Source organism: Tardiphaga sp. (assembly GCF_028290495.1).
GTDB lineage: Bacteria > Pseudomonadota > Alphaproteobacteria > Rhizobiales > Xanthobacteraceae > Tardiphaga.
In genome coordinates this window covers 1-20,576 of sequence record NZ_JAQGJT010000098.1, presented here as the reverse complement: position 1 = coordinate 20,576, position 20,576 = coordinate 1, and the positions used below count along the sequence as shown (strand labels likewise).

Annotated in this window: 21 protein-coding genes; 12 read left to right on the top strand and 9 right to left on the bottom strand. The window is 65.5% G+C overall.

All coding sequences use genetic code 11. The annotated features are described in order from the left end of the window. The 4 genes from JWQ24_RS15780 to cobT all read right to left on the bottom strand — a co-directional run. On the bottom strand, nt 1-829 hold an 829-nt coding region (locus JWQ24_RS15780; RefSeq protein WP_299809783.1), incomplete at its 3' end, for a xanthine dehydrogenase family protein subunit M. After that, nucleotides 826-1,335, bottom strand: a complete 510-nt coding sequence (locus JWQ24_RS15775) for a (2Fe-2S)-binding protein (protein WP_299809780.1) — start codon at nt 1,333-1,335, stop codon at nt 826-828. The genes JWQ24_RS15775 and JWQ24_RS15780, both read right to left, overlap by 4 nt. 259 nt (nt 1,336-1,594) lie before the next feature. After that, nucleotides 1,595-2,356: an adenosylcobinamide-GDP ribazoletransferase gene (gene cobS, locus JWQ24_RS15770; protein ID WP_299809778.1), complete on the bottom strand. Its 762-nt coding sequence runs from the start codon at nt 2,354-2,356 to the stop codon at nt 1,595-1,597. Further along, complete coding sequence (gene cobT, locus JWQ24_RS15765) at nt 2,356-3,411, bottom strand: nicotinate-nucleotide--dimethylbenzimidazole phosphoribosyltransferase (RefSeq protein WP_299809776.1); 1,056 nt, start codon at nt 3,409-3,411, stop codon at nt 2,356-2,358. The genes cobS and cobT overlap by 1 nt, the downstream gene beginning before the upstream one ends. A gap of 162 nt (nt 3,412-3,573) precedes the next feature. Between cobT and cobU the strand changes: the two genes are divergently transcribed. Further along, on the top strand, nt 3,574-4,104 hold the full coding sequence (gene cobU, locus JWQ24_RS15760; protein WP_299809774.1) for a bifunctional adenosylcobinamide kinase/adenosylcobinamide-phosphate guanylyltransferase: 531 nt from the start codon (nt 3,574-3,576) through the stop codon (nt 4,102-4,104). 27 nt (nt 4,105-4,131) lie between these two features. Here cobU and JWQ24_RS15755 read toward each other — a convergent pair whose 3' ends face one another. From JWQ24_RS15755 to JWQ24_RS15740, 4 genes are all read right to left on the bottom strand, one after another. After that, a complete protein-coding gene (locus JWQ24_RS15755; RefSeq protein WP_299809772.1) occupies nt 4,132-4,974 on the bottom strand; it encodes an ABC transporter substrate-binding protein in 843 nt (280 codons plus the stop codon). 3 nt (nt 4,975-4,977) lie between these two features. Beyond that, nucleotides 4,978-5,754: an ABC transporter ATP-binding protein gene (locus JWQ24_RS15750; protein ID WP_299809770.1), complete on the bottom strand. Its 777-nt coding sequence runs from the start codon at nt 5,752-5,754 to the stop codon at nt 4,978-4,980. Further along, nucleotides 5,751-6,773 carry an iron ABC transporter permease gene (locus JWQ24_RS15745; RefSeq protein WP_299809768.1) on the bottom strand — a complete coding sequence of 341 codons (1,023 nt, stop codon included), beginning with the start codon at nt 6,771-6,773 and terminating at the stop codon, nt 5,751-5,753. Before JWQ24_RS15745 ends, JWQ24_RS15750 begins: the two co-directional genes overlap by 4 nt. Before the next feature lie 141 nt (nt 6,774-6,914). Then, on the bottom strand, nt 6,915-7,505 hold the full coding sequence (locus JWQ24_RS15740; protein WP_299809766.1) for a TetR/AcrR family transcriptional regulator: 591 nt from the start codon (nt 7,503-7,505) through the stop codon (nt 6,915-6,917). Between the two features lie 184 nt (nt 7,506-7,689). Between JWQ24_RS15740 and JWQ24_RS15735 the strand changes: the two genes are divergently transcribed. From JWQ24_RS15735 to JWQ24_RS15720, 4 genes are all read left to right on the top strand, one after another. Further along, nucleotides 7,690-8,910, top strand: a complete 1,221-nt coding sequence (locus tag JWQ24_RS15735; protein WP_299809765.1) for an efflux RND transporter periplasmic adaptor subunit — start codon at nt 7,690-7,692, stop codon at nt 8,908-8,910. Between the two features lie 124 nt (nt 8,911-9,034). Next, nucleotides 9,035-12,235 (top strand): efflux RND transporter permease subunit, encoded by a 3,201-nt coding sequence (locus JWQ24_RS15730; protein WP_299809763.1) that lies wholly within the window; start codon nt 9,035-9,037, stop codon nt 12,233-12,235. A gap of 94 nt (nt 12,236-12,329) precedes the next feature. Continuing rightward, on the top strand, nt 12,330-12,572 hold the full coding sequence (locus tag JWQ24_RS15725; protein ID WP_299809761.1) for a hypothetical protein: 243 nt from the start codon (nt 12,330-12,332) through the stop codon (nt 12,570-12,572). Nucleotides 12,573-12,686: 114 nt separating this feature from the next. After that, nucleotides 12,687-12,944 carry a hypothetical protein gene (locus JWQ24_RS15720; protein ID WP_299809759.1) on the top strand — a complete coding sequence of 86 codons (258 nt, stop codon included), beginning with the start codon at nt 12,687-12,689 and terminating at the stop codon, nt 12,942-12,944. A 2-nt stretch (nt 12,945-12,946) separates the two neighbouring features. Here JWQ24_RS15720 and serB read toward each other — a convergent pair whose 3' ends face one another. Continuing rightward, nucleotides 12,947-13,834 (bottom strand): phosphoserine phosphatase SerB, encoded by an 888-nt coding sequence (gene serB, locus JWQ24_RS15715; RefSeq protein ID WP_299809757.1) that lies wholly within the window; start codon nt 13,832-13,834, stop codon nt 12,947-12,949. On the opposite strand from serB, the gene miaA reads away from it, so the two are divergent. The 7 genes from miaA to ilvC form a co-directional block, all read left to right on the top strand. Next, nucleotides 13,833-14,759 carry a tRNA (adenosine(37)-N6)-dimethylallyltransferase MiaA gene (gene miaA, locus JWQ24_RS15710; protein ID WP_299809755.1) on the top strand — a complete coding sequence of 309 codons (927 nt, stop codon included), beginning with the start codon at nt 13,833-13,835 and terminating at the stop codon, nt 14,757-14,759. The genes serB and miaA overlap by 2 nt on opposite strands. 447 nt (nt 14,760-15,206) lie before the next feature. Continuing rightward, complete coding sequence (locus JWQ24_RS15705; protein WP_299809753.1) at nt 15,207-16,985, top strand: acetolactate synthase 3 large subunit; 1,779 nt, start codon at nt 15,207-15,209, stop codon at nt 16,983-16,985. Nucleotides 16,986-17,133: 148 nt separating this feature from the next. Beyond that, nucleotides 17,134-17,676 (top strand): acetolactate synthase small subunit, encoded by a 543-nt coding sequence (gene ilvN / locus JWQ24_RS15700; protein WP_299809751.1) that lies wholly within the window; start codon nt 17,134-17,136, stop codon nt 17,674-17,676. Between the two features lie 58 nt (nt 17,677-17,734). Further along, complete coding sequence (locus JWQ24_RS15695) at nt 17,735-18,079, top strand: AbrB/MazE/SpoVT family DNA-binding domain-containing protein (protein WP_299809749.1); 345 nt, start codon at nt 17,735-17,737, stop codon at nt 18,077-18,079. Continuing rightward, entirely contained in the window at nt 18,076-18,444 is a 369-nt protein-coding gene (locus JWQ24_RS15690; protein ID WP_299809748.1) for a type II toxin-antitoxin system PemK/MazF family toxin, read from the top strand. Before JWQ24_RS15695 ends, JWQ24_RS15690 begins: the two co-directional genes overlap by 4 nt. 21 nt (nt 18,445-18,465) lie before the next feature. Beyond that, entirely contained in the window at nt 18,466-19,338 is an 873-nt protein-coding gene (locus JWQ24_RS15685) for an EamA family transporter (RefSeq protein WP_299809746.1), read from the top strand. 163 nt (nt 19,339-19,501) lie between these two features. Beyond that, nucleotides 19,502-20,576 (top strand): ketol-acid reductoisomerase (ilvC, locus tag JWQ24_RS15680; RefSeq protein WP_299809744.1); only part of this gene is annotated, 1,075 nt, incomplete at its 3' end.

The following is a 20,576-nucleotide window of genomic DNA, read 5'->3' as shown; positions in this document are numbered from 1 at the left end:
CTTCGGCCGCGGAATCTCGCCATGGCTTGTGCGCGACGCCGCCGAGCGCGAACCTCGCTTGGCGAATGGTGCGGCCATCCATCTCAAGTCCGACCGCGACCGACACCAGCGCGAAGGCGTAAGAGAGACGGTCGCGGATCTTGAGATAAGTGTAGTTCCTGGTGAAGCCTTGCGCGGGCAATTCGATCGCGGTGATGATTTCATCGCGGCCCAGATTGGTGTCGCGCTGCGGGGTGTCGCCGGGGAGCCGGTGGAAGTCCGCAATAGCAATCGCGCGTTCTCCGTTGGGCCCCACAACATGAACCGTCGCTTCCAGGGCCGCCAGCGCCACGCACATGTCGGATGGGTGCGTGGCGATGCAGGCCTCGCTCGTGCCGAGGATCGCATGCCCCCGGTTAATGCCATGGATGGCGGAGCAGCCGCTGCCCGGTTCGCGCTTGTTGCACGGCGTCACTGTATCATAGAAGTAAGCGCAGCGCGTCCGCTGCAGCAAGTTGCCTCCGGTCGAGGCCATATTGCGCAACTGCGCAGAGGCTCCCGCCAGGATCGCGCTGGAGAGCACCGGATAGCGTTGCTCGATGAGCGGGTGATAGGCGAGGTCGGAATTCGGAACCATCGCGCCGATGCGCAGGCCACCGTCGGCGGTTTGCTCGACTGTCTTGAGCGGAAGCTTGGAAATATCGATCAGCCGGGTAGGGCGCTCGACATCCTCTTTCATCAGGTCGAGCAGGTTGGTGCCGCCCGCGATAAATTTGGCGGCCGGGTCGGCGCCGATCTGCCGCACCGCGTCGGCAACGTCGCTTGCGCGCGAATACTGGAAATTGATCATGACTTACCCCTCATCACGGTCATTGCCTGCTTGATCGCCGCAACAATGTTGGGATAGGCCGCACAGCGGCAGAGGTTGCCGCTCATCAGCTCGCGGAGTTCGTCATCGGTCTTCGCCTTGCCTTCGGCGATCAGCCCTGCCGCCGAGCAAATCTGTCCCGGTGTGCAATAGCCGCACTGGAAGGCGTCGTGGTCGATGAAGGCCTGTTGTAGCGGATGCAGGGCATCGCGGGTCGCAAGGCCTTCGATTGTGGTCACTTCGGCGCCGTCCTTCATGACCACCAGCGTCAGGCATGAATTGACGCGGCGACCATCAACCAGCACGGTGCATGCGCCGCACTGGCCGTGATCGCAGCCCTTTTTCGTGCCGGTTAGGTCGAGATGGTCACGCAGCGCGTCAAGCAAAGTCGTCCAGGGCGCGACTATGAATTGCCTTTCCGTGCCGTTGACGAGCAATGCTACCGAAATTTTGTTCGGGACCTGCGCTTCCGGATTTTTTTGCGCCATCTGCTTCCCCCGCACGTCGAAGAGAGCCACGCACCACCCCCGCTACAAGGTGATAGCCCAAGTTCTTGGCTTGACTCACAATGCAGGGGCCCGGCGTTTGGTTCCGGTCACTTCCGGGCCAGATGCAGACGTTTTTTGACGCCAGTTATCCGGGCCACGCATGCACAATGACGAATAAAGCCGGTGATCGACGCGACTTGCCGGCAGGGCATGGTGGACCTCACAAGCTATCCGCCCGGTAGATTTATGGGTTCACGGCCTAGCTCAACGCCGCGGCGACACCGAGCAGGAATCCGATCTCGAACAATTGCTCGGTCGCGCCGAGCACGTCGCCGGTGTAGCCGCCGAGCGCGCGGCGCGTCCAGCGCGTGACCATGACGGCGAGCACTGTGCCGCAGATCAGGCCAGTGAGGACGGCGGTGAGCGAGATTAGCGCCAGCGGCAGCGCCGCCAGCAGCACCACGACCAGCGCAAAGGTCTGTTCGCCCGAACGCACCTTCGACTCGACGTAGCTGACCTTCATCGTCGCGGTGTCGCCGGCATGATTCATCCGGTTGATCACGAACATCCCGGTGACGCGGGCCGCCGCATGCGCCGCGATCAGCGCCGCCGGGCCGGCCCACATCGGCAGGTCGGCAATCGCCGCGACCCGCAAGGCGACGCCGAGCCCGAGCGCCACTGCGCCGTAGGTGCCTATCCGGCTGTCCTTCATGATCGCCAGGCGCTTCTCGATCGTGTACCCGCCGAGCGAGTCCGCGGTGTCGGCAAGGCCGTCTTCATGGAATGCGCCGGTGATCGCGACGCTGGCGATGACCGCGAGCAAGGCCGCGATCACCGGGCTCCAGAACTCATTGGCGATGAGCAGCACGATCGCGGAGACGAGGCCGATGCCGGCGCCGACCAGCGGGAAATACTTCATCGCCCGCGACATCCAGTCCGGCGCAAACGGGTCGACCGAATCCGGCATCGGCACGATGGTGAGGAAGCGCACGGAGTTGATGAGATCGGCGGGAATGCGCATCAGACGTTTCCTGCCAGCACGTCGCTGAGATCCGCGACGTCGGTCATCAGACGCGCCGCGGCGCGGACCAGCGGCACCGCCAGCAGCGCGCCGGTGCCTTCGCCCAGCCGCAGCCCGAGATCGAGCAGCGGCTTTGCCTGCAGCGCCGCCAGCACGATGTCGTGGCCACGTTCGGCGGACCGATGTGCGAACACGCAATAGCCGTGCGCGGCCGGGCACAGCCGGATCGCCAGCAGCGCCGCGGCGGTCGAGATGAAGCCGTCCACGATCACCGGCCGGCGTTGCGACGCCGCGCCGAGGATCGCGCCGGCCATCATCGCGATCTCCAGCCCGCCGAATTCGCTGAGCACATCGAGCGGCGCGGTGGCGTCGCTGCGCGCGGCGGCTTTTGCGATGGCCGCGCGTTTGCGGGCCATGCCGGCGTCGTCCTGCCCGGCGCCGACGCCGATGCAGTCATTGAGCGGCGCGGGTGCGAGACGATGTACCAGCAGCGCGGAGGAGGCGGTGTTGCCGATCCCCATCTCGCCGAGCGCGATGATATCGGCGCCGTTCTTGACCTCGCCGATCGCGATCCGGCAGCCTCGCGTGAGCGCGTCCGCGGCCTGTTGCGGTGTCATCGCCGGCTCATGCGCGGCATTTGCGGTGCCCATGCGAATCTTGGCGTCGATCAGGCGCGGATGATTGGGCAACTCGGCGGCGACGCCGGCGTCGATGACGCGGATCTCGACCTGGCTTACCGCGGCGAAGGCGTTGGCCGTGGCGCGGCCGGATAGGTAGGTCATCACCATCCCGACGGTTACGGCTGCCGGATATTGCGAGACGCCTTCCTCGACCAGCCCGTGATCACCGGCGAACACCAGCAGCACCGCATTGTCGCCGCGCGGTTCTCCGGGATGCCGGATCATGCCGAGTTGCAGCGCGAGGTCCTCGATGCGCCCCAGCGAACCCGGCGGTTTGGCCTTGCCGTCGATCCGCGCGCGCACGCCGGCCTGGGTGGCGGGATCGAGCGCGGCGATTTCAGGTGGCTGCCACAGAGGCTGGGAGTTCGCGGTCATTGGATTCCTTTCGCGGGGGCCTAACTGACGCAAGACCGGCGTGCAGGTCAACCAAGGTTGACCCCGAAGACCCCGGCCGTTAGCCTTGCCGGCAATGGTTATTTCGCGCGACTACAATTTCTTTTTCGGCGACCTGCAGAGCGAATCCGGCAGCGCGTCAGCATGAGCGCGCTCGTCACCACGCTGGTGCTCGGCGGCGCGCGCTCCGGCAAATCGTCCTTCGCGGAAGGGCTGATCCACGACAGCAATTTCACGCGCGTTTATCTCGCCACCGCCACGCCCGGCGATGACGAGATGGCGGCGCGCATTGCGCATCACCGCAAGCAGCGCGGCGACGGCTGGATCACCGTCGAGGAGCCGCTGGCGCTGGTCGATGCGCTGACCCGCGAAGCGACGCGCGGCCGCGCCGTGCTGGTGGATTGCCTGACGCTGTGGCTGTCGAACGTGATGCTCGCCGATCGCGACCCGGAGATCGAAGTGCGCCGGCTGACGCGGTTTCTCGGCGTGGCGCGATATCCGATCGTGTTCGTCTCCAACGAAGTCGGCATGGGGCTGGTGCCGGAAACGCCGCTTGGACGCGCCTTTCGCGATGCGCAGGGCCGGCTCAACCAGATCGTCGCGGCCGCCGTGCCCGATGTCGTGTTCATCGCCGCCGGCCTGCCGCTCTGGCTGAAGACCAGCGCGCCGGAATAACCGCACGTCGCGCGGCCGTGCGGCGCCTCACCGCGCGACGCGTTCGAGCTCCGCCGCCAGCCGGTCGAGCGCTTCCGTGATCATCGGCCCGCCGCAATTGATCAGGCGCTCCTGGATCACCAGCCGCCTGGCCGCCGGATAGAAACGCTCGAGCGCGGGATGCAGCAGGAAGGCGCGGCCTTCGTCTTCCGCAAAGCTGCCGCCTTCCGAGAGCAGCAGGTAGTCCGGCTTCAGGCTGATGATCGCTTCCAGCGAGGCAAAGCCGCCGTCGCGCAGGCCCATGTCTTTCGCCGCGCTGTTCAGCCCGACGGCGGTCAAAAGCGCGCCGGTCAGGCTGTCGCTGCCGGACACCCAGCCGCGCCGCGACAGCGCCAGCACGCGATATTGCTTCTTCGCGGCCACCGCGCGGGCGTGCACGATAGCGATATCCAGTCTGGCGATCTCGGCGCGGGCGCGGTCGGGATGCCCGACGATCTCGCCCATCCGCATGATCTGCGCCTTCACGTCGTCCATCGTGCGCGGCACGTCGAACTCCAGAACGCGCTGGCCCTTGTCCTTCAGGAATTCGCGCGTCGCCCGCTTGGTGAAGCTGCCGGCAACGATGATATCGGGCTGCAGCACCAGCGCGTCTTCGGCTTCGCCGGACAGGATCGGAAATTGCGCGGCCTTTGCGGCGTCCCATGATCGTGCGGCATCGCGCGCATAGGGGCTGAGGCCGAGGATTTGCGCGGGGTCCGCCAGCGTCATCAGCAACTGGTCGGTGCACAGGTTGATCGAGGCGATGCGCGGCAGGTCAGCCGCGGCAGCGGCGTGCGGCGTGGCGATGCCGATCAGGACCGCGACAACCAGCTTCCTGAAGGGCCGGCCCATCGCTCAGACCCCGGCCCAGGGCAGGATGACGGTCTCGCTCTGATAGTCGGCGCGATACGCGGAAATCCGGAACACCTCGGCCATCACCTGATCCGACAGCGCCTGCGCCGGCGTGCCCTGGGCCACGAGACGGCCTTGCGACATCACCAGCACGGTATCGGCGAAGCGCGCGGCGAGCCCGAGATCGTGTGTGACCACAACCACCAGCACGCCGTCATCGGCCGTGTGGCGCAAATTCTTCATCACGTCGAGCTGGTAGCGCGGGTCGAGCGAGGCGGTCGGCTCGTCGGCCAGCACGATCGGCGCTTCCACCGCGAGCACGCGCGCCAGCGCCACGCGGCTACGCTCGCCGCCGGACAGTTCGGTGACGCGCCGGTCTGCAAAACCGTTTACATCCGTCACCAGCATCGCACGCATCACGGCGGTTTCGTCAGTTGGCGACAGCCACGCCGGATCGGTGGCGCCGTGCGGATAGCGGCCGAGCGCCACGATGTCCTTCACCTCCAGCGGCCAGTGCACGACATGGCCCTGCGGCAGATAGCCGAAACGCCTGGCGCGCTCGCGCAGCGACAGGTTTGCGAGATCGTCGCGGCCGACATGGATCGTGCCGGTCGATGGCAGCAATCCGGCCAGCGCGCGCAGCAGCGTGGTCTTGCCGGCGCCGTTGGGGCCGACGAGGGCGACGAGATGCCCGGGCTGCAGCGACAGCGACACGTCGCGCAATATTGCGCGGCCGGACAATGTAACGCCGAGGTTCTCTGCCGTGAGCAGGGCGGTCATGCGACGCCTCCGCCGAGCGCGCGGCGTTCGCGCAGGATCAGATAGAGGAAGAATGGCACGCCGATGATCGAGGTCAGCACACCGACCTTGATGTCGGAGGTCGAGGGAATGATCCGCACCGCGATGTCGGCGGCGAGCAGCAAGGCTGCGCCGGTCAGCGCGCTCGGCACCAGCAGGCGGCCGGGATCATGCCCGATCAGCGGGCGCATCAGATGCGGCGCGACCAGGCCGATGAAGCCGATCGAGCCGGCGACGGCAACCGCGCCGCCGACGCCGAGCGCGACGCCGGTGATGACGAGAAGCCGCAACCGGCCGACATCGACGCCGAGGCTCTGCGCGGTCTCCTCGCCGAGGCTGAGCGCGCGAAAGGCGCTGCGCTGGCTCATCAACAGGATCGCGCCTGCGGCGATGAAGGGCAGCGCCAGCGTGACGTGGCGGAAGCTGCGGTCGTCCAGCGAGCCGAGCAGCCAGAACGCGATCTCCAGCGCGGCATAGGGATTCGGCGACAGGTTCATCACCAATGCGGTCGCAGCGCCTGCGAGACTCGAGATCGCGAGACCGGCGAGGATCAGCAGCAGCAGGCCGGCGCTGCGGCCGGCGATGCCGAGCAGCGCGAAGACCGAAACGAACGCCATCGTGATGGCGGCGACCGGCATTGCCCAGGAGCGCACATCCGCCACGCCCAGCGCGATCATCAGCACCGCGCCGAAGGCGGCGGATTGCGGTGCGCCGAACAAAGACGGCGAAGCCAGCGGATTGCGCAGCAGCCCCTGCAACGCCGCGCCGGACAGGCCGAGGATCGCGCCGATCGCGAGCGCGAGGATGGCGCGCGGCAGCCGGATCTCGCGCACGATGGTCTGCTGCACGTCACCGCCACCACCGAACAGCGCATCGAGCACCGCGAGCGGCGACAGCCGCACCGGGCCGGTGCCGAGCGAGCCCAGCGCCAGCAGCACGACGAGGGCGCAAAGCAGAGCGGTGACGAGAGTGCGGCGTTGCGATGGAATGGAGGTCACCATGTCGCGTTGAACCCGGCAAAAGCGGAAGGCCGGTGGCGCTGAACTCAGCACCTGCCGCGGCGTCAGCTTGGTCGCGGCGACGGCCCACAGGAAGCACAGCGCCGGGCGCCGTGCAACACCATCAATCGCGAGCCGGGTCGGTCAGACCGGCGGCCAGCTGCGCAATGTCATGTCGGCGATGCCGCGCAACTGCGCGCGACTGGCGCCGCCGGCGGCCTGCACCGCCATGCCTTGCAGCATCGCCGAAATGTAGCGCGCCAGATCGGCGGCGTCGGCGCCATCAGGCAGATCGCCTTCGGCCAGAGCGCGCTGGAAACGCGTCCGCAGATCGCTCTCGCCCTGGGCGCGCCGCGCCGCCAGTTCCTGCTTGATGCTCTCGGCGGTGTCGCTGCAACTCAGCGCGCCCTGCACGGCGAGGCAGCCCGGCGTGCCGGGATTGGTCAGGGCGTCGGCGGCCTCGTAGAGCATATGCGAGACCACCTCGCGGGACGTCGGCTTCTGCAGCGCTTCCTGGAAATAGCGGCCGGGGCCATCGACGTAGCGGTCGAGCGCCTTGCGGAACAATTCTTCCTTGTTGCCGAAGGCGGCATACAGGCTTGGCTTGGTGATGCCCATCGCCTCGGTCAGGTCGGTCATCGACGCGCCCTCGTAGCCCTTGCGCCAGAAGATCTGCAGCGCGCGGTCGAGCGCCTCATCGCAACTGAATTCACGCGGGCGGCCCATGATGGCCATAACGAGCTCCTCCCGAAGGGTTGTGGGGAATTTCGTACCCTTCGTTAGATAAGTCCCTTGACAGTGGAAGTCGATAGCCCATTTATACCGAGCGTTACGGAAGTGTGCGACGCAGCAAAGCGGCCGCACCTACCTGAATACCGGGAGCTCACTACGGGTGCCCGAACGACGAATGGGGTTTGCTATGATCAACAATCTTGCCCGGAAAATCCTGATGGGCACTGCCGTCGCCCTTGTCGCCGTGACCATTGGCGGTGGCGCGGCGCTGCTGAACCTGTCGAGCTACGCGGCGCAGGCGGAGGCCACCCCGGCCGCGCCGCCCGCCGTTCAGGCTTCCGTGGCGGTCGTCGCCGCCCGCGCCACCGCGTCGTCGGACGAGTTTTCCGGGCGGCTCGAGGCCGTGGAGCGTGTCGAGATCCGCTCCCGCGTCGCAGGCGCCATCCAGGAAATTCACTTTCGCGAGGGCGCACTCGTCAAGAAGGACGACCTGCTGGTTCTGATCGATCCCGCGCTCTATGCCGCCGATGTGGCGCGCGCCGACGGGCAGGTCGCCGCCGCCCGGGCCCGGCTGGTGCTGACCAAAAACGAATTCGACCGCGGCCAGCAGCTCAACGATTCGCGCTGGATTTCGCAGAAGGATCTCGACAGCCGCATCAACGGCTTTCGCGAGGCCGAAGCCAACCTGAAGGCCGCAGAGGCCGCATTGCAGACCGCGCAGCTCAATCTCGGCTACACCGAAGTGCGCGCCCCGGTCGCGGGCCGTGTCGGCAAGATCGAATACACCGTCGGCAATCTGATCGCCGCGGGTCCCGGCGCGCCGGTGCTGACCACGCTGGTGTCGATCAATCCGATCTATGCCAGCTTTAATGCCGACGAGCAGGTCGTGACCCGCGCGCTGAAGACGCTGGCGGACGAGAAGACCCCGGCCGATATCGACCGCATTCCGGTCCACATGATCACCAGCGCGGACAGTGCGCCGGCCAAGGGCCACATGCAGTTCATTGATAACCAGGTCGATGCCCGGAGCGGCACGGTGCGGGTGCGCGCGGTGTTCGACAACGCCGAAGGCCTGCTGATGCCGGGCCAGTTCGCACGCCTCTCGATGGGCCAGCCGAAGCCCGAGCAGACGCTTCTGATCAGCGAACGCGCGGTCGGCACCGACCAGAACAAGAAGTACGTGATGGTGGTCGACGACAAGGACAGAGCGGAATACCGCGAGGTCTCGCTCGGCGCCTCCGTCGAGGGCCAGCGCGTCGTGCTCGGCGGGTTGAAGGCTGGCGAACGCATCGTCGTCAACGGCCTGCATCGCGTCCGGCCCGGCGTGCAGATCAAGCCGGAGATGGTGGCGATGGACTCGGTGTCCAATACCTCCGGCAAGACAAACGTCGCCAGCGTCAACAACTGACGACAGACCCTGTCCGAAGCCGGGCAGGGCGACCTTCCAACTTTGAATGTACCGAGCGAGGCCGCGCCTGCGACCGCGCGAGGACCGTTGCACCCTGCAGCAAGCTGTTTGACGGATTGACGCCATGAACTTTTCCAGATTTTTCATTGATCGACCGATCTTTGCCGGCGTGCTGTCGACGCTGATCTTTGTCGCCGGTCTGCTGTCGCTGCCGGTGCTGCCGATTTCGGAATATCCCGAAGTGGCGCCGCCGACCGTGGTGGTGCGGGCGACCTATCCCGGCGCCAACCCCAAGGTGATCGCGGAAACCGTGGCGATGCCGATTGAGGAGCAGATCAACGGCGTCGAGGGAATGCTCTATATGAGCAGCCAGGCGACCACCGACGGCCTGATGACGCTCAACGTCACCTTCCGCCTCGGCACCGATCCCGACAAGGCGCAGCAGCTGGTGCAGAATCGCGTCTCGCAGGCCGAGCCGCGGCTGCCGCAGGAAGTCCGCACGCTCGGCATCACCACCATCAAGAGCGCGCCGGATCTGACGATGGTGGTGCATCTGAAGTCCCCCAACGCCCGCTACGACATGACGTATCTGCGCAACTACGCGCTGCTCAACGTCAAGGACCGCCTCGCGCGGATCGAAGGCGTCGGTCAGGTGCAGCTGTTCGGCTCCGGCGACTATTCGATGCGGATCTGGCTCGATCCGCAGAAGCTCGCCGAGCGCAGCCTGTCGCCCGGCGATGTCGTCAAGGAAATCCGCGCCCAGAACGTGCAGGCCGCGGCCGGCGTGGTCGGCGCATCGCCCAGCGAGGCCGGGCTCGATCTGCAGCTCTCGATCAATGCGCAAGGCCGTTTGCAGAGCGAGGAGGAATTCGGCGAGATCATCATCAAGAACGGCGCCAATGGCGAGGTGACGCGGCTGCGCGATGTGGCGCGGATCGAACTCGGCGCCGCCGACTATTCGCTGCGTTCGCTGCTCAACAACGACTCGGCGGTGGCGATCCCGATCTTCCAGTCGCCGGGCTCCAACGCGATCCAGATCTCCGACAACGTCCGCAAGACGATGGCCGACCTGAAGCAGAACATGCCGGACGGCCTGGACTACAGCATCGTCTACGACCCCACCCAGTTCGTCCGCGCCTCGATCGAGGCGGTGATCCACACGTTGCTGGAAGCCGTGGCGCTGGTGGTGCTCGTGGTCATCCTGTTCCTGCAGACCTGGCGGGCGTCGATCATCCCGCTGATCGCGGTGCCGGTCTCGATCATTGGCACCTTCGCCGTGATGCATCTGTTCGGCTTCTCGATCAATGCGCTGACCTTGTTCGGTCTGGTGCTGGCGATCGGCATCGTGGTCGACGACGCCATCGTCGTGGTGGAAAACGTCGAGCGCAACATCGAGCGGGGGTTGGCGCCGAAGGAGGCCGCCTATCAGGCGATGCATGAGGTCACCGGACCGATCATCGCGATCGCGCTGGTGCTGGTCGCGGTGTTCGTGCCGCTGGCTTTCATCACCGGCCTGACCGGGCAGTTCTACAAGCAGTTCGCGCTGACGGTGGCGATCTCCACGGTGATCTCCGCGTTCAATTCGCTGACGCTGTCGCCGGCGCTCGCCGCCTTGCTGCTGAAGGGTCATGACGCGCCGAAGGATATTCTGACGCGCGGCATGGACCGTTTGCTGGGCGGGTTCTTCCAGCGCTTCAACCGCGTCTTTTCCTGGAGCTCGAACGCCTATAGTGGCGGCGTCGGCCGGGTGATCTCGCGCCGCGGCATCGTCATGGTCGCCTATATCGCGCTGATCGGCGTCACCGCCTTGCTGTTCAAGGCGGTGCCGGGCGGCTTCGTGCCCGGCCAGGACAAGCAATATCTGGTCGGCTTCGCGCAGCTGCCGGACGGCGCCACGCTGGACCGTACCGAGGAGGTGATCCGCAAGATGGGCGAGATCGCACTGAAGACGCCCGGCGTCGAGGATGCGATCCAGTTCCCCGGCCTGTCGATCAACGGCTTCACCAATTCCTCGAACTCCGGCATCGTGTTCGTGACGCTGAAGCCGTTCGAGGAGCGCAAGGACAAGGCATTGTCCGGCAATGCGATCGCGATGACCCTGAACGGCAAGTTCGCCGGCATCCAGGACGCCTTCATCGCCATGTTCCCGCCGCCGCCGGTGTCGGGGCTGGGCACCATCGGTGGCTTCAAGTTGCAGATCGAGGATCGCGCCGGCCTCGGCTACGAGGCTTTGTCCGAGGCGACCAAGGCGTTCGTGGCGAAGGCCTCGGCGCAGAAGGAATTGATCGGACTGTTCTCGAGCTACCAGATCAACGTGCCGCAGCTTTATGCCGACATCGACCGCACCAAGGCGCGGCAGCTCAGCGTGCCCGTGACCTCGGTGTTCGAGACGATGCAGATCTATCTCGGCTCGGTCTACGTCAACGACTTCAACAAGTTCGGCCGCACCTATTCGGTGCGCGTGCAGGCGGATGCGAAATACCGCGCGCGCGCCGACGATGTCGGCCTGCTCAAGGCGCGCTCCGACACCGGCGAGATGGTGCCGCTGTCGACGCTGCTGAAGATCAGGGAGAGTGCGGGGCCGGAACGCGCGATGCGCTACAACGGCTTCCTCACCGCCGACCTCAACGGTAATGCCGCGCCGGGTTATTCGACGGGGCAGGCGCAGGATGCGATCAAGCGGGTCGCCGCGGAGACGCTGCCGAAGGGTATCGGCTTCGAATGGACCGAACTGACCTATCAGGAGATCATCGCCGGCAATTCCTCCTTCGTGGTGTTTCCGGTGGCGATGCTGCTGGTGTTCCTGGTGCTGGCTGCGCAGTACGAAAGCCTGACGCTGCCGTTGTCGATCATCATGATCGTGCCGATGGGTCTCCTGGCCGCGATGTTCGGCGTCTGGATCACCAAGGGCGACAACAACGTGTTCACGCAGATCGGCCTGATCGTGCTGGTCGGACTTTCGGCGAAGAACGCGATCCTGATCGTGGAGTTCGCGCGCGAGCTGGAGTTCGGCGGAAGAACGCCGGTGCAAGCGGCGATCGAGGCCAGCCGGCTGCGGCTGCGGCCGATCCTGATGACCTCGCTGGCCTTCATCATGGGCGTGGTGCCGCTGGTGATCTCGACCGGCGCGGGCTCCGAGATGCGCCACGCGATGGGCGTCGCGGTGTTCTCCGGCATGATCGGCGTGACGGCATTCGGCATTTTCTTCACGCCGATGTTCTACGTGCTGCTGCGGGCGTTGGCCGGTAACCGGCCGCTGACGCAGCACGGCGATGCGACGGTCGCTCCCCTGGTGCCCCAGGGCGAACCGACGACGCATCACTGAGGCGTCGGCGCGGCGGCAGCGCCGCGCTGACACGGCGAGGGAACCAAACGGAGGGTGGCGAATTATCAGGCCGTCATCCACGCCGGAGATCGCCATGAAAAAGATTCTGCTCTGCACCGCCGTTCTCGGTCTGGTGATGTCGTCCGCGGCCGCGCAAGCCAAGGGTTGCATCAAGGGCGCAATCGTCGGTGGTATCGCCGGCCATTACGCAGGGCACGGCAAGGTCGGCGTCGTCGCGGGTTGCGTGATCGGTCGCCACGAGGCAAACAAGGCCAGTCGCGAACGCGGCACCCAGCAACAGTCGCACGGGCAGCCGAACGACAACGGGCGCATCTAGTCGGGGCAACGTACCCTCGATGCAATTTGAGCTAAATGCCGGTTCAAAAAAACCTCGGCTTGATCGATGATCAAGCCGGGGTTCTTTTGTCTCGTGCGATAACGGAAATAACCAGTGGTATTGCATCGCGATATTTTTTGGCTGGGCCGGCAATGGGCCGTCACCGGCTACGGCCTCCAGCTGGTCAGCACCAGGCACGGCATGCAATTCGATATCGCCGCCGCGGACATCAGGCATGACGATCTGGATGCGCCGATGCGCGCCGAGCCGTGGTTCGACGCCACCGACTTCGCGCAGGCGCTGACGGTAGCGCGTCGCCGTGCCGAAGAGAGTCCGCTGGCGTTCCAGCCGCCGATGAGCAACGAGCGGTAAGGTCAGCTCACGAATTCGTGCCGCTTGTAGCCCTGCGCATAAAGTAGCGCCGTGAGGTCGCCGTGGTCGATGCGGGCGGCGGCAGCCGTGGCCACCGCGGGCTTGGCGTGGTAGGCGACGCCGAGGCCGGCGCTCTCGATCATCGCCAGATCATTGGCGCCGTCGCCGACGACCAGCGTGTCGATGCCGTCGACGTCGAAGGATTCCCTGAGATCGTTGAGCGTGGCGAGTTTGGCGGCGCGGCCGAGGATCGGCTCGGTGACGAGGCCGGCGAGCTTGCCATCCTCGACCACGAGTTTGTTGGCGCGGTTTTCCTGGAAGCCGATCAGCTCGGCGACCTTGGCCGTGAACAGCGTGAAGCCGCCGGAGACCAGGCACGTATAGGCGCCGTTGGCGCGCATCGTCTGCACCAGTTCGCGCCCGCCGGAGGTCAGCGTGATGCGGCTCGCCAGCACTTCGTCGATGACGCTGACGGGCAGGCCCTTGAGCAAGGCGACGCGCTCGCGCAGCGCCGGTTCGAATTCGATCTCGCCGCGCATCGCGCGTTCGGTGATATCTGCGACATGAGCCTTCAGCCCGGCGAAGTCGGCGAGCTCGTCGATGCACTCCTGGGCGATCATGGTGGAATCCATGTCGGCGAGCAGCAGCTTCTTGCGCCGCGTGGCGCGCGGCTGCACCACGACGTCGATCGGCAGGTCGCCGCGTGCCTTGCGCAAGCGTTCGGCGATCGCCTGGATGTCGTCGGTTGACTCGAAGAACAGGTCGGCGGCGGCGCCGTCGCTCAGCCAGTGCGCCTCGTTGGGCGGCAACACCGCGCGCGCGCCTTCGACGATCGTGCTATCGAGGGCGGGATTGGCGGGATGACAGATGAGCGTGGCGACGAGAGACATGGGGACATCCGAGCCTGACAGAGGTGCGCTGCTTATCGCAGGGCCCACCGCCAGCGGCAAGTCGGCGCTGGCGATGCGGCTGGCGCAGGCGCACGATGGCGTGATCATCAACACGGATTCGATGCAGGTGTACCGCGACCTGCGCGTGCTTACGGCGCGGCCGACGCTGGAGGATGAGGCCGAGGCGCCGCACCTTCTGTATGGCACGGTGGACGCCGCGGTGAATTTCTCGGCCGGCGCCTGGGTCGCGGAGGCGGCGCGCGTGCTGGCGGACGTGCGCGCGCAAGGGCGGCTGCCGATCTTCGTCGGCGGCTCCGGACTGTATTTCAAGGCGCTGACGCGGGGGCTGTCGGATGTGCCGGCGATTGCCGCCGACGTGCGCGACGACGTCCGCGCGCGGCTGGAGCGCGACGGGCCGGAGGCATTGCATGCGCAGCTTGCGTTGCGCGACGCCGGGTCGGCCGCGCGGCTGCACCGCAACGATCGCACCCGAATTGCGCGGGCGCTGGAAGTGGTCGAGGCGACCGGGCGATCGCTGACCGACTGGCACCGCGACGCGCTGCCGCCGCTGCTGCCGGCCGGCACGTTTTCCGCGACGTTCCTCACGCCGGATCGCGACGAACTCTATGCGCGGATCGATGCGCGGTTCGATGTGATGCTGCGGGCGGGCGCGCTCGACGAAGTCGCGGCGCTGGCCGCGCGTCGATTGGATCCGCTGCTGCCGGCGATGAAGGCACACGGCGTGCCGGCGCTGATCCGGCACCTCGCCGGCGAGATCGATCTGGAGGACGCGGCGGTGATCGGCCGCGCCGATACCAGGCACTACGCCAAGCGCCAGTTCACCTGGTTCCGGCACCAGCTGCCGGAATTCGAATGGATGACGCCGGAGGCGGCGGGGGAGCAGGTGGGGTTGTGTTTGCTCTGACCCCATCATCCGTCATTGCGAGGAGCCCTTGCGACGAAGCAATCCAGACTTCGCTTGTGGCTGCTGGATTGCCGCGTCGCTCCGCTCCTCGCAATGACGGGGATAGGCTGGCGTTTCACGCCCGCATGCCTGCCTGCCCGATTTTCGCGCTCGCCCAATCCGAAACTGGCCGCTAGTCTCCAATCACGCGGATGGCATCGCCTTTCCCTTGACTTCCCGGGTCTGGTGGCTATGTTCGCGCAACCTTTGAACGTTCGAGCGATCAGATGCGCAATAAAATTACCCAGCTTCTTATTATCGTAGTACCCAGGCACATCGCCGGGGGTGGCTGAGGCCACCCACTCGCAGGCGGTGTGCTGGGGTCCTCAACGGGGCCCTTTTTTATTGCCCGAACCGATCCATCACCTTCCGACCAAGCCGCGCCTGATGGCGCATCCGGAGCCCGTCATGACCGACTTGAAGCCCAACGATCCCAACCAGATGACCGGCGCGGCGATGATCGTCCGCGCGCTCGCCGACCACGGCGTCAAGCACCTGTTCGGCTATCCCGGCGGGGCGGTGCTGCCGATCTATGACGAGATCTACCAGCAGAGCGAAGTCGAGCACATTCTGGTGCGCCACGAGCAGGGCGCCGGCCATGCTGCCGAGGGCTATGCGCGCTCTACCGGCCTGCCGGGCGTGGTGCTGGTGACGTCGGGTCCCGGCGCCACCAACATGGTGACGCCGCTGGCCGACGCCTTGATGGATTCGATCCCGCTGGTCTGCATCACCGGGCAGGTGCCGACGCATCTGATCGGCAACGACGCGTTCCAGGAATGCGACACGGTCGGCATCACGCGGCCCTGCACCAAGCACAACTGGCTGGTGCGCGACGTCAACGATCTCGCAAAGGTGCTGCACGAGGCGTTCTACGTCGCCACCACCGGCCGTCCCGGCCCGGTCGTCGTGGACGTGCCGAAGGACGTGCAGTTCGCCGTCGGCACCTATCATCCGCCGCGCAAGTCGGACGTGCACGTGTCTTACACGCCGCGGGTGAAGGGCGATGCCGCGCAGATCCGCAAGGCCGTGGCGCTGCTCGCCGGCGCGAAGAAGCCGGTGATCTATTCCGGCGGCGGCGTCATCAATGCCGGGGCGTCGGCATCGAAACTGCTGCGCGAGCTGGTCGAAGTCACCGGCTTCCCGATCACTTCAACGCTGATGGGGCTCGGCGCCTATCCGGCGTCCGGCCCGAACTGGCTGGGCATGCTCGGCATGCACGGCACCTACGAGGCCAACATGGCTATGCATGATTGCGACGTCATGCTGTGCGTCGGCGCGCGCTTCGACGACCGCATCACCGGCCGCACCGATGCGTTCTCGCCGAACTCCAAGAAGATCCATATCGATATCGATCCGTCCTCGATCAACAAGAACATCCGCGTCGACGTGCCGATCATCGGCGATTGCGCCAATGTGCTGGGCGATATCCTGCAGGTGTTCAAGGCCGAGGCGAAGAAGCCGGACACCCATGAGTGGTGGAAGGAGATCGCGACCTGGCGCGCGCGCAATTCGCTGGCCTACAAGAAGAACTCCGACCTGATCCTGCCGCAGTTCGCGATCCAGCGATTGTTCGAGGCGACCAAGAATCTGGACACCTACATCACCACCGAAGTTGGCCAGCACCAGATGTGGGCGGCGCAGTTCTACGGCTTCGAGGAGCCGCATCGCTGGATGACGTCGGGTGGTCTGGGCACCATGGGCTATGGCCTGCCGGCGGCGCTGGGCGTGCAGGTCGCGCATCCGAATTCGCTGGTGATCGACATCGCCGGCGACGCCTCGGTGCAGATGACGATGCAGGAAATGTCGAGCGCGGTTCAGCACAACCTGCCGATCAAGATCTTCATCCTGAACAACCAGTACATGGGCATGGTCAGGCAGTGGCAGCAGTTGCTGCACGGCAACCGGCTGTCGCACTCCTATTCGGAAGCGCTGCCGGACTTCGTCAAGCTGGCGGAAGCCTATGGCGGCGCCGGCTTCCGGGTCGAGAAGCCCTGCGATCTCGACGGTGCGATCCACGAGATGATCAAGGTGAAGAAGCCGGTGCTGTTCGACTGCCGCGTCGCCAATCTGGAAAACTGCTTCCCGATGATTCCGTCCGGCAAGGCGCATAACGAAATGCTGCTGCCGCTGGAAGCCAATGACGAAGCCACCGCCGCGGCCTTCGCCGGCGGCAAGGCGCTGGTGTAAGGCGCAGGGGCAGGACCTCATCCTGAGGAGCGGCGTCTTCGCCGCGTCTCGAAGGATGGGCAAAACACCTCATGGTTCGAGACGGCGCAAGGGCGCCTCCTCACCATGAGGGATGCAACATCGAGACGACGCAAAAGAGAACCAGACAATGGAACAGCCCGCCTCCGCCTACTTCATGGAAGAACGCCACGATCCCAACGAGACGCATACGCTGTCCGTGCTCGTCGCCAACGAGCCCGGCGTGCTGGCGCGCGTGATCGGGTTGTTCTCCGGCCGCGGCTACAATATCGAGAGCCTCACGGTGTCGGAGACCGAGAGCCAGAAGCACGTCTCGCGCATCACCATTGTCACCACGGGAACACCGATGGTGATCCAGCAGATCAAGCATCAGCTCGACCGCATGATCCCGGTACATCGCGTGGTCGACATGACTATCTCCGGTCGCTCGATCGAGCGCGAACTGGCGATGGTGAAACTGCGCGGCACCGGCGATCACCGCGTCGAGGCGCTGCGGCTGGCCGAGGCATTCCGCGCCCGCGTGATCGACGCCACCACGGAGAGCTTCGTGTTCGAGATCACGGGCAACACCGCCAAGATCAACCAGTTCATCGACCTGATGCGGCCGCTCGGCCTGGTCGAAATCTCCCGCACCGGCGTCGCCGCCATCAGCCGCGGCCCGGAGGGGATGTGAAATCTGGACGCCCGCGCCGATTGGATATACATTGTATATCCATCAAGGGAGCGCAGCGATGAAAGTGAAAGTCGCCAAATGGGGCAACAGCCTCGGGGTCCGGCTGCCCAAGTCGGCCGCGGAAACGGCCGGCGTGAGCGCGGGCAGTGAACTCGACCTGACCGTCGAGGGCGGCGGTTTCCGGCTGCGCAGCGTGGCGAAAACGTCGGCGCAATTGCTTGAAGAGATGATCGCCGAGATGAAGCGTCTTGGGCCCGATCTGGAACCCGAAACGGTGGAGTGGGGGCCGGATCGTGGATCCGAGATCATCGACGATGATTATTCGCGCGGACTGATTCCCGGGAGTCGCGTTCCGTCGATCAAAAGCAATACGAAGAAACAGCGCCGCGGGAAGCTGGCATGATGCTCCCCGACGTCGGTGATATCGCTTGGGTCGATCTGGACGACACCCGTGGGACTGAGCAGTCGGGCAGACGGCCGGCAATTGTTCTGACGTCGTTGAGCTTCCATGAAACATCCCGTCGCGCGATCATATGTCCGATCACGTCGAAGTTCAGGGACTGGCCGACAAATGTTGCTCTGCCGCACGGCCTGACGACCGTGGGCATGATTTTGGTCGATCAGGTTCGCTCCATCGATCGCGCCGAACGCATGTTCGACACGATCGAGAAAGCTCCTGTTGCCGTCGTAGATGAAGTGCGGAACCGGCTCGCCGCGCTGCTCGGAATTGATTTTAACTCCATCCCCGGCGGCGCCGGGAATGCCTAGCCGGTGCGATTCAATCATCTCATGAAACCTTTCGATATTGCGCTGGCCGTCACGGTGGCGGTGATCTGGGGCGTTGGCTTCGTGGTGACCCGGATCGCGCTCGACGAGATGTCGTCGACGCTGCTGACGGCGTTGCGCTTCGCCATCACGGCGCTGCCGTGCCTGTTTCTGCCGCGGCCGAAATTATCGTGGGCGCTGGTGTTCGGCATCAGCTGGCTGCTGGTCGGCCAGTTCCTGGCGCAGACCTACGGTATCGCGCACGGCGTGCCGGCCGGTCTCACCGCGGTGATCGTGCAGAGCCAGGCGCTGTTCACGGTGGCTCTCGCCGCGCTGTTCTTGCGCGAGCTGCCAACCCGTCTGCAGGTGCTGGGCATCGCGATCGCCACCTGCGGGCTGCTGCTGATCTGCTTCACCGTCGGCTACGATTTCAGCGTCTCGGCCTTTGCGGTGCTGATGAGCGCGCCGGTCAGCTTCGCGTGCTCGAATCTGCTGCTGCGCCGCGCCAGCGGCGTGCCGATGCTCGATCTGTTCGCCTGGATCGGGCTGGTGGCGCTGCTGCCGCTGCTGGGCGTGCTGCTGTTCGTCGAAGGGCCGACCCAGACCTGGCAGGCGCTGTCGCACATCTCGCTGCAGGTCGCTGCCTGCGTGCTGGCGCTGGCGGTGCTGGGCACCACCCTGGGCTACTGGATCTGGGGCCGGCTGCTGCGCGATTATACCGCCGCGCAGGTGGTGCCGTTCGCGCTGCTGGTGCCGTTCTTCGGCGCCGGCGCCTCCGCGATCGTGTTTGGCGAGACGTTCGGTCCGTTGCGTCTGACCGGCATGGTGGTGGTGGTCGCCGGCATCGCAGTGATGCTGCTGTCGCCGAAGCCGCCGACCCTGCCGGAGATCGCCTGATGCCGCGCCAGTGCACTGCGGCATCGCAAAATCACCGCTGCGGGCTTGTCTCGCGGCTTACGTCGCCCTAGAAACCGGCGGCAATTCATGGTCAGCGGCCGTCGGCCTATGACCGCTTCGAACAGGCAATAGAGAGATAGTTGCCTAACTAAAGGAACGACCCATGCGAGTTTATTACGATCGCGACGCCGACCTCAATCTGATCAAGGGCAAGAAGGTCTGCATCGTCGGCTACGGCAGCCAGGGCCACGCCCACGCGCTGAACCTGAAGGATTCTGGCGTCAAGGAAGTCGTCATTGCGCTGCGCAAGGGTTCGGCCACGGCCAAGAAGGCTGAAGCCGCCGGTTTCAAGGTGATGGAAGTCGCCGAGGCCGCCAAGTGGGCCGACGTCATGATGATGCTGACCCCCGACGAATTGCAGGGCGACATCTACCGCGAGCACATGCACGACAACATGAAGAACGGCGCGGCGCTGGTGTTCGCGCACGGCCTCAACGTGCACTTCAACCTGCTTGATCCCCGCGAAGATCTCGACGTGCTGATGATCGCGCCGAAGGGCCCCGGCCACACCGTGCGTTCGGAATATCAGCGCGGCGGCGGCGTGCCCTGCCTGATCGCCGTGCACAAGGATGTCTCGGGCAACGCCCATGACCTCGGCCTGAGCTACGCTTCGGCGGTGGGCGGCGGTCGCGCCGGCATCATCGAGACCTCGTTCAAGGAAGAGTGCGAAACCGATCTGTTCGGCGAGCAGGTCGTTCTCTGCGGCGGCACTGTCGAACTGATCCGCGCCGGCTTCGAGACGCTGGTGGAAGCCGGCTACGCGCCGGAAATGGCCTATTTCGAGTGCCTGCACGAGCTGAAGCTGATCGTCGACCTGATCTATGAAGGCGGCATCGCCAACATGAACTATTCAATCTCCAACACCGCGGAATACGGCGAATACGTTACCGGCCCGCGCATCGTCACCGCCGAGACCAAGGCCGAGATGAAGCGCGTGCTCAACGACATCCAGTCGGGCAAGTTCGCCCGCGACTGGATGCTGGAGAACAAGGTCAACCAGACCTCGTTCAAGGCCACCCGCGCAAAGCTCGCCGCCCACCCGATCGAGGAAGTCGGCGCCAAGCTCCGCGACATGATGCCGTGGATCAAGAAGTGCTCGCTGGTCGACAAGACCAAGAACTTATCGTTCTCAATGTCAGAATGGAATCGGGGCCGCGCATTGCGCGGCCCTTTTTCTT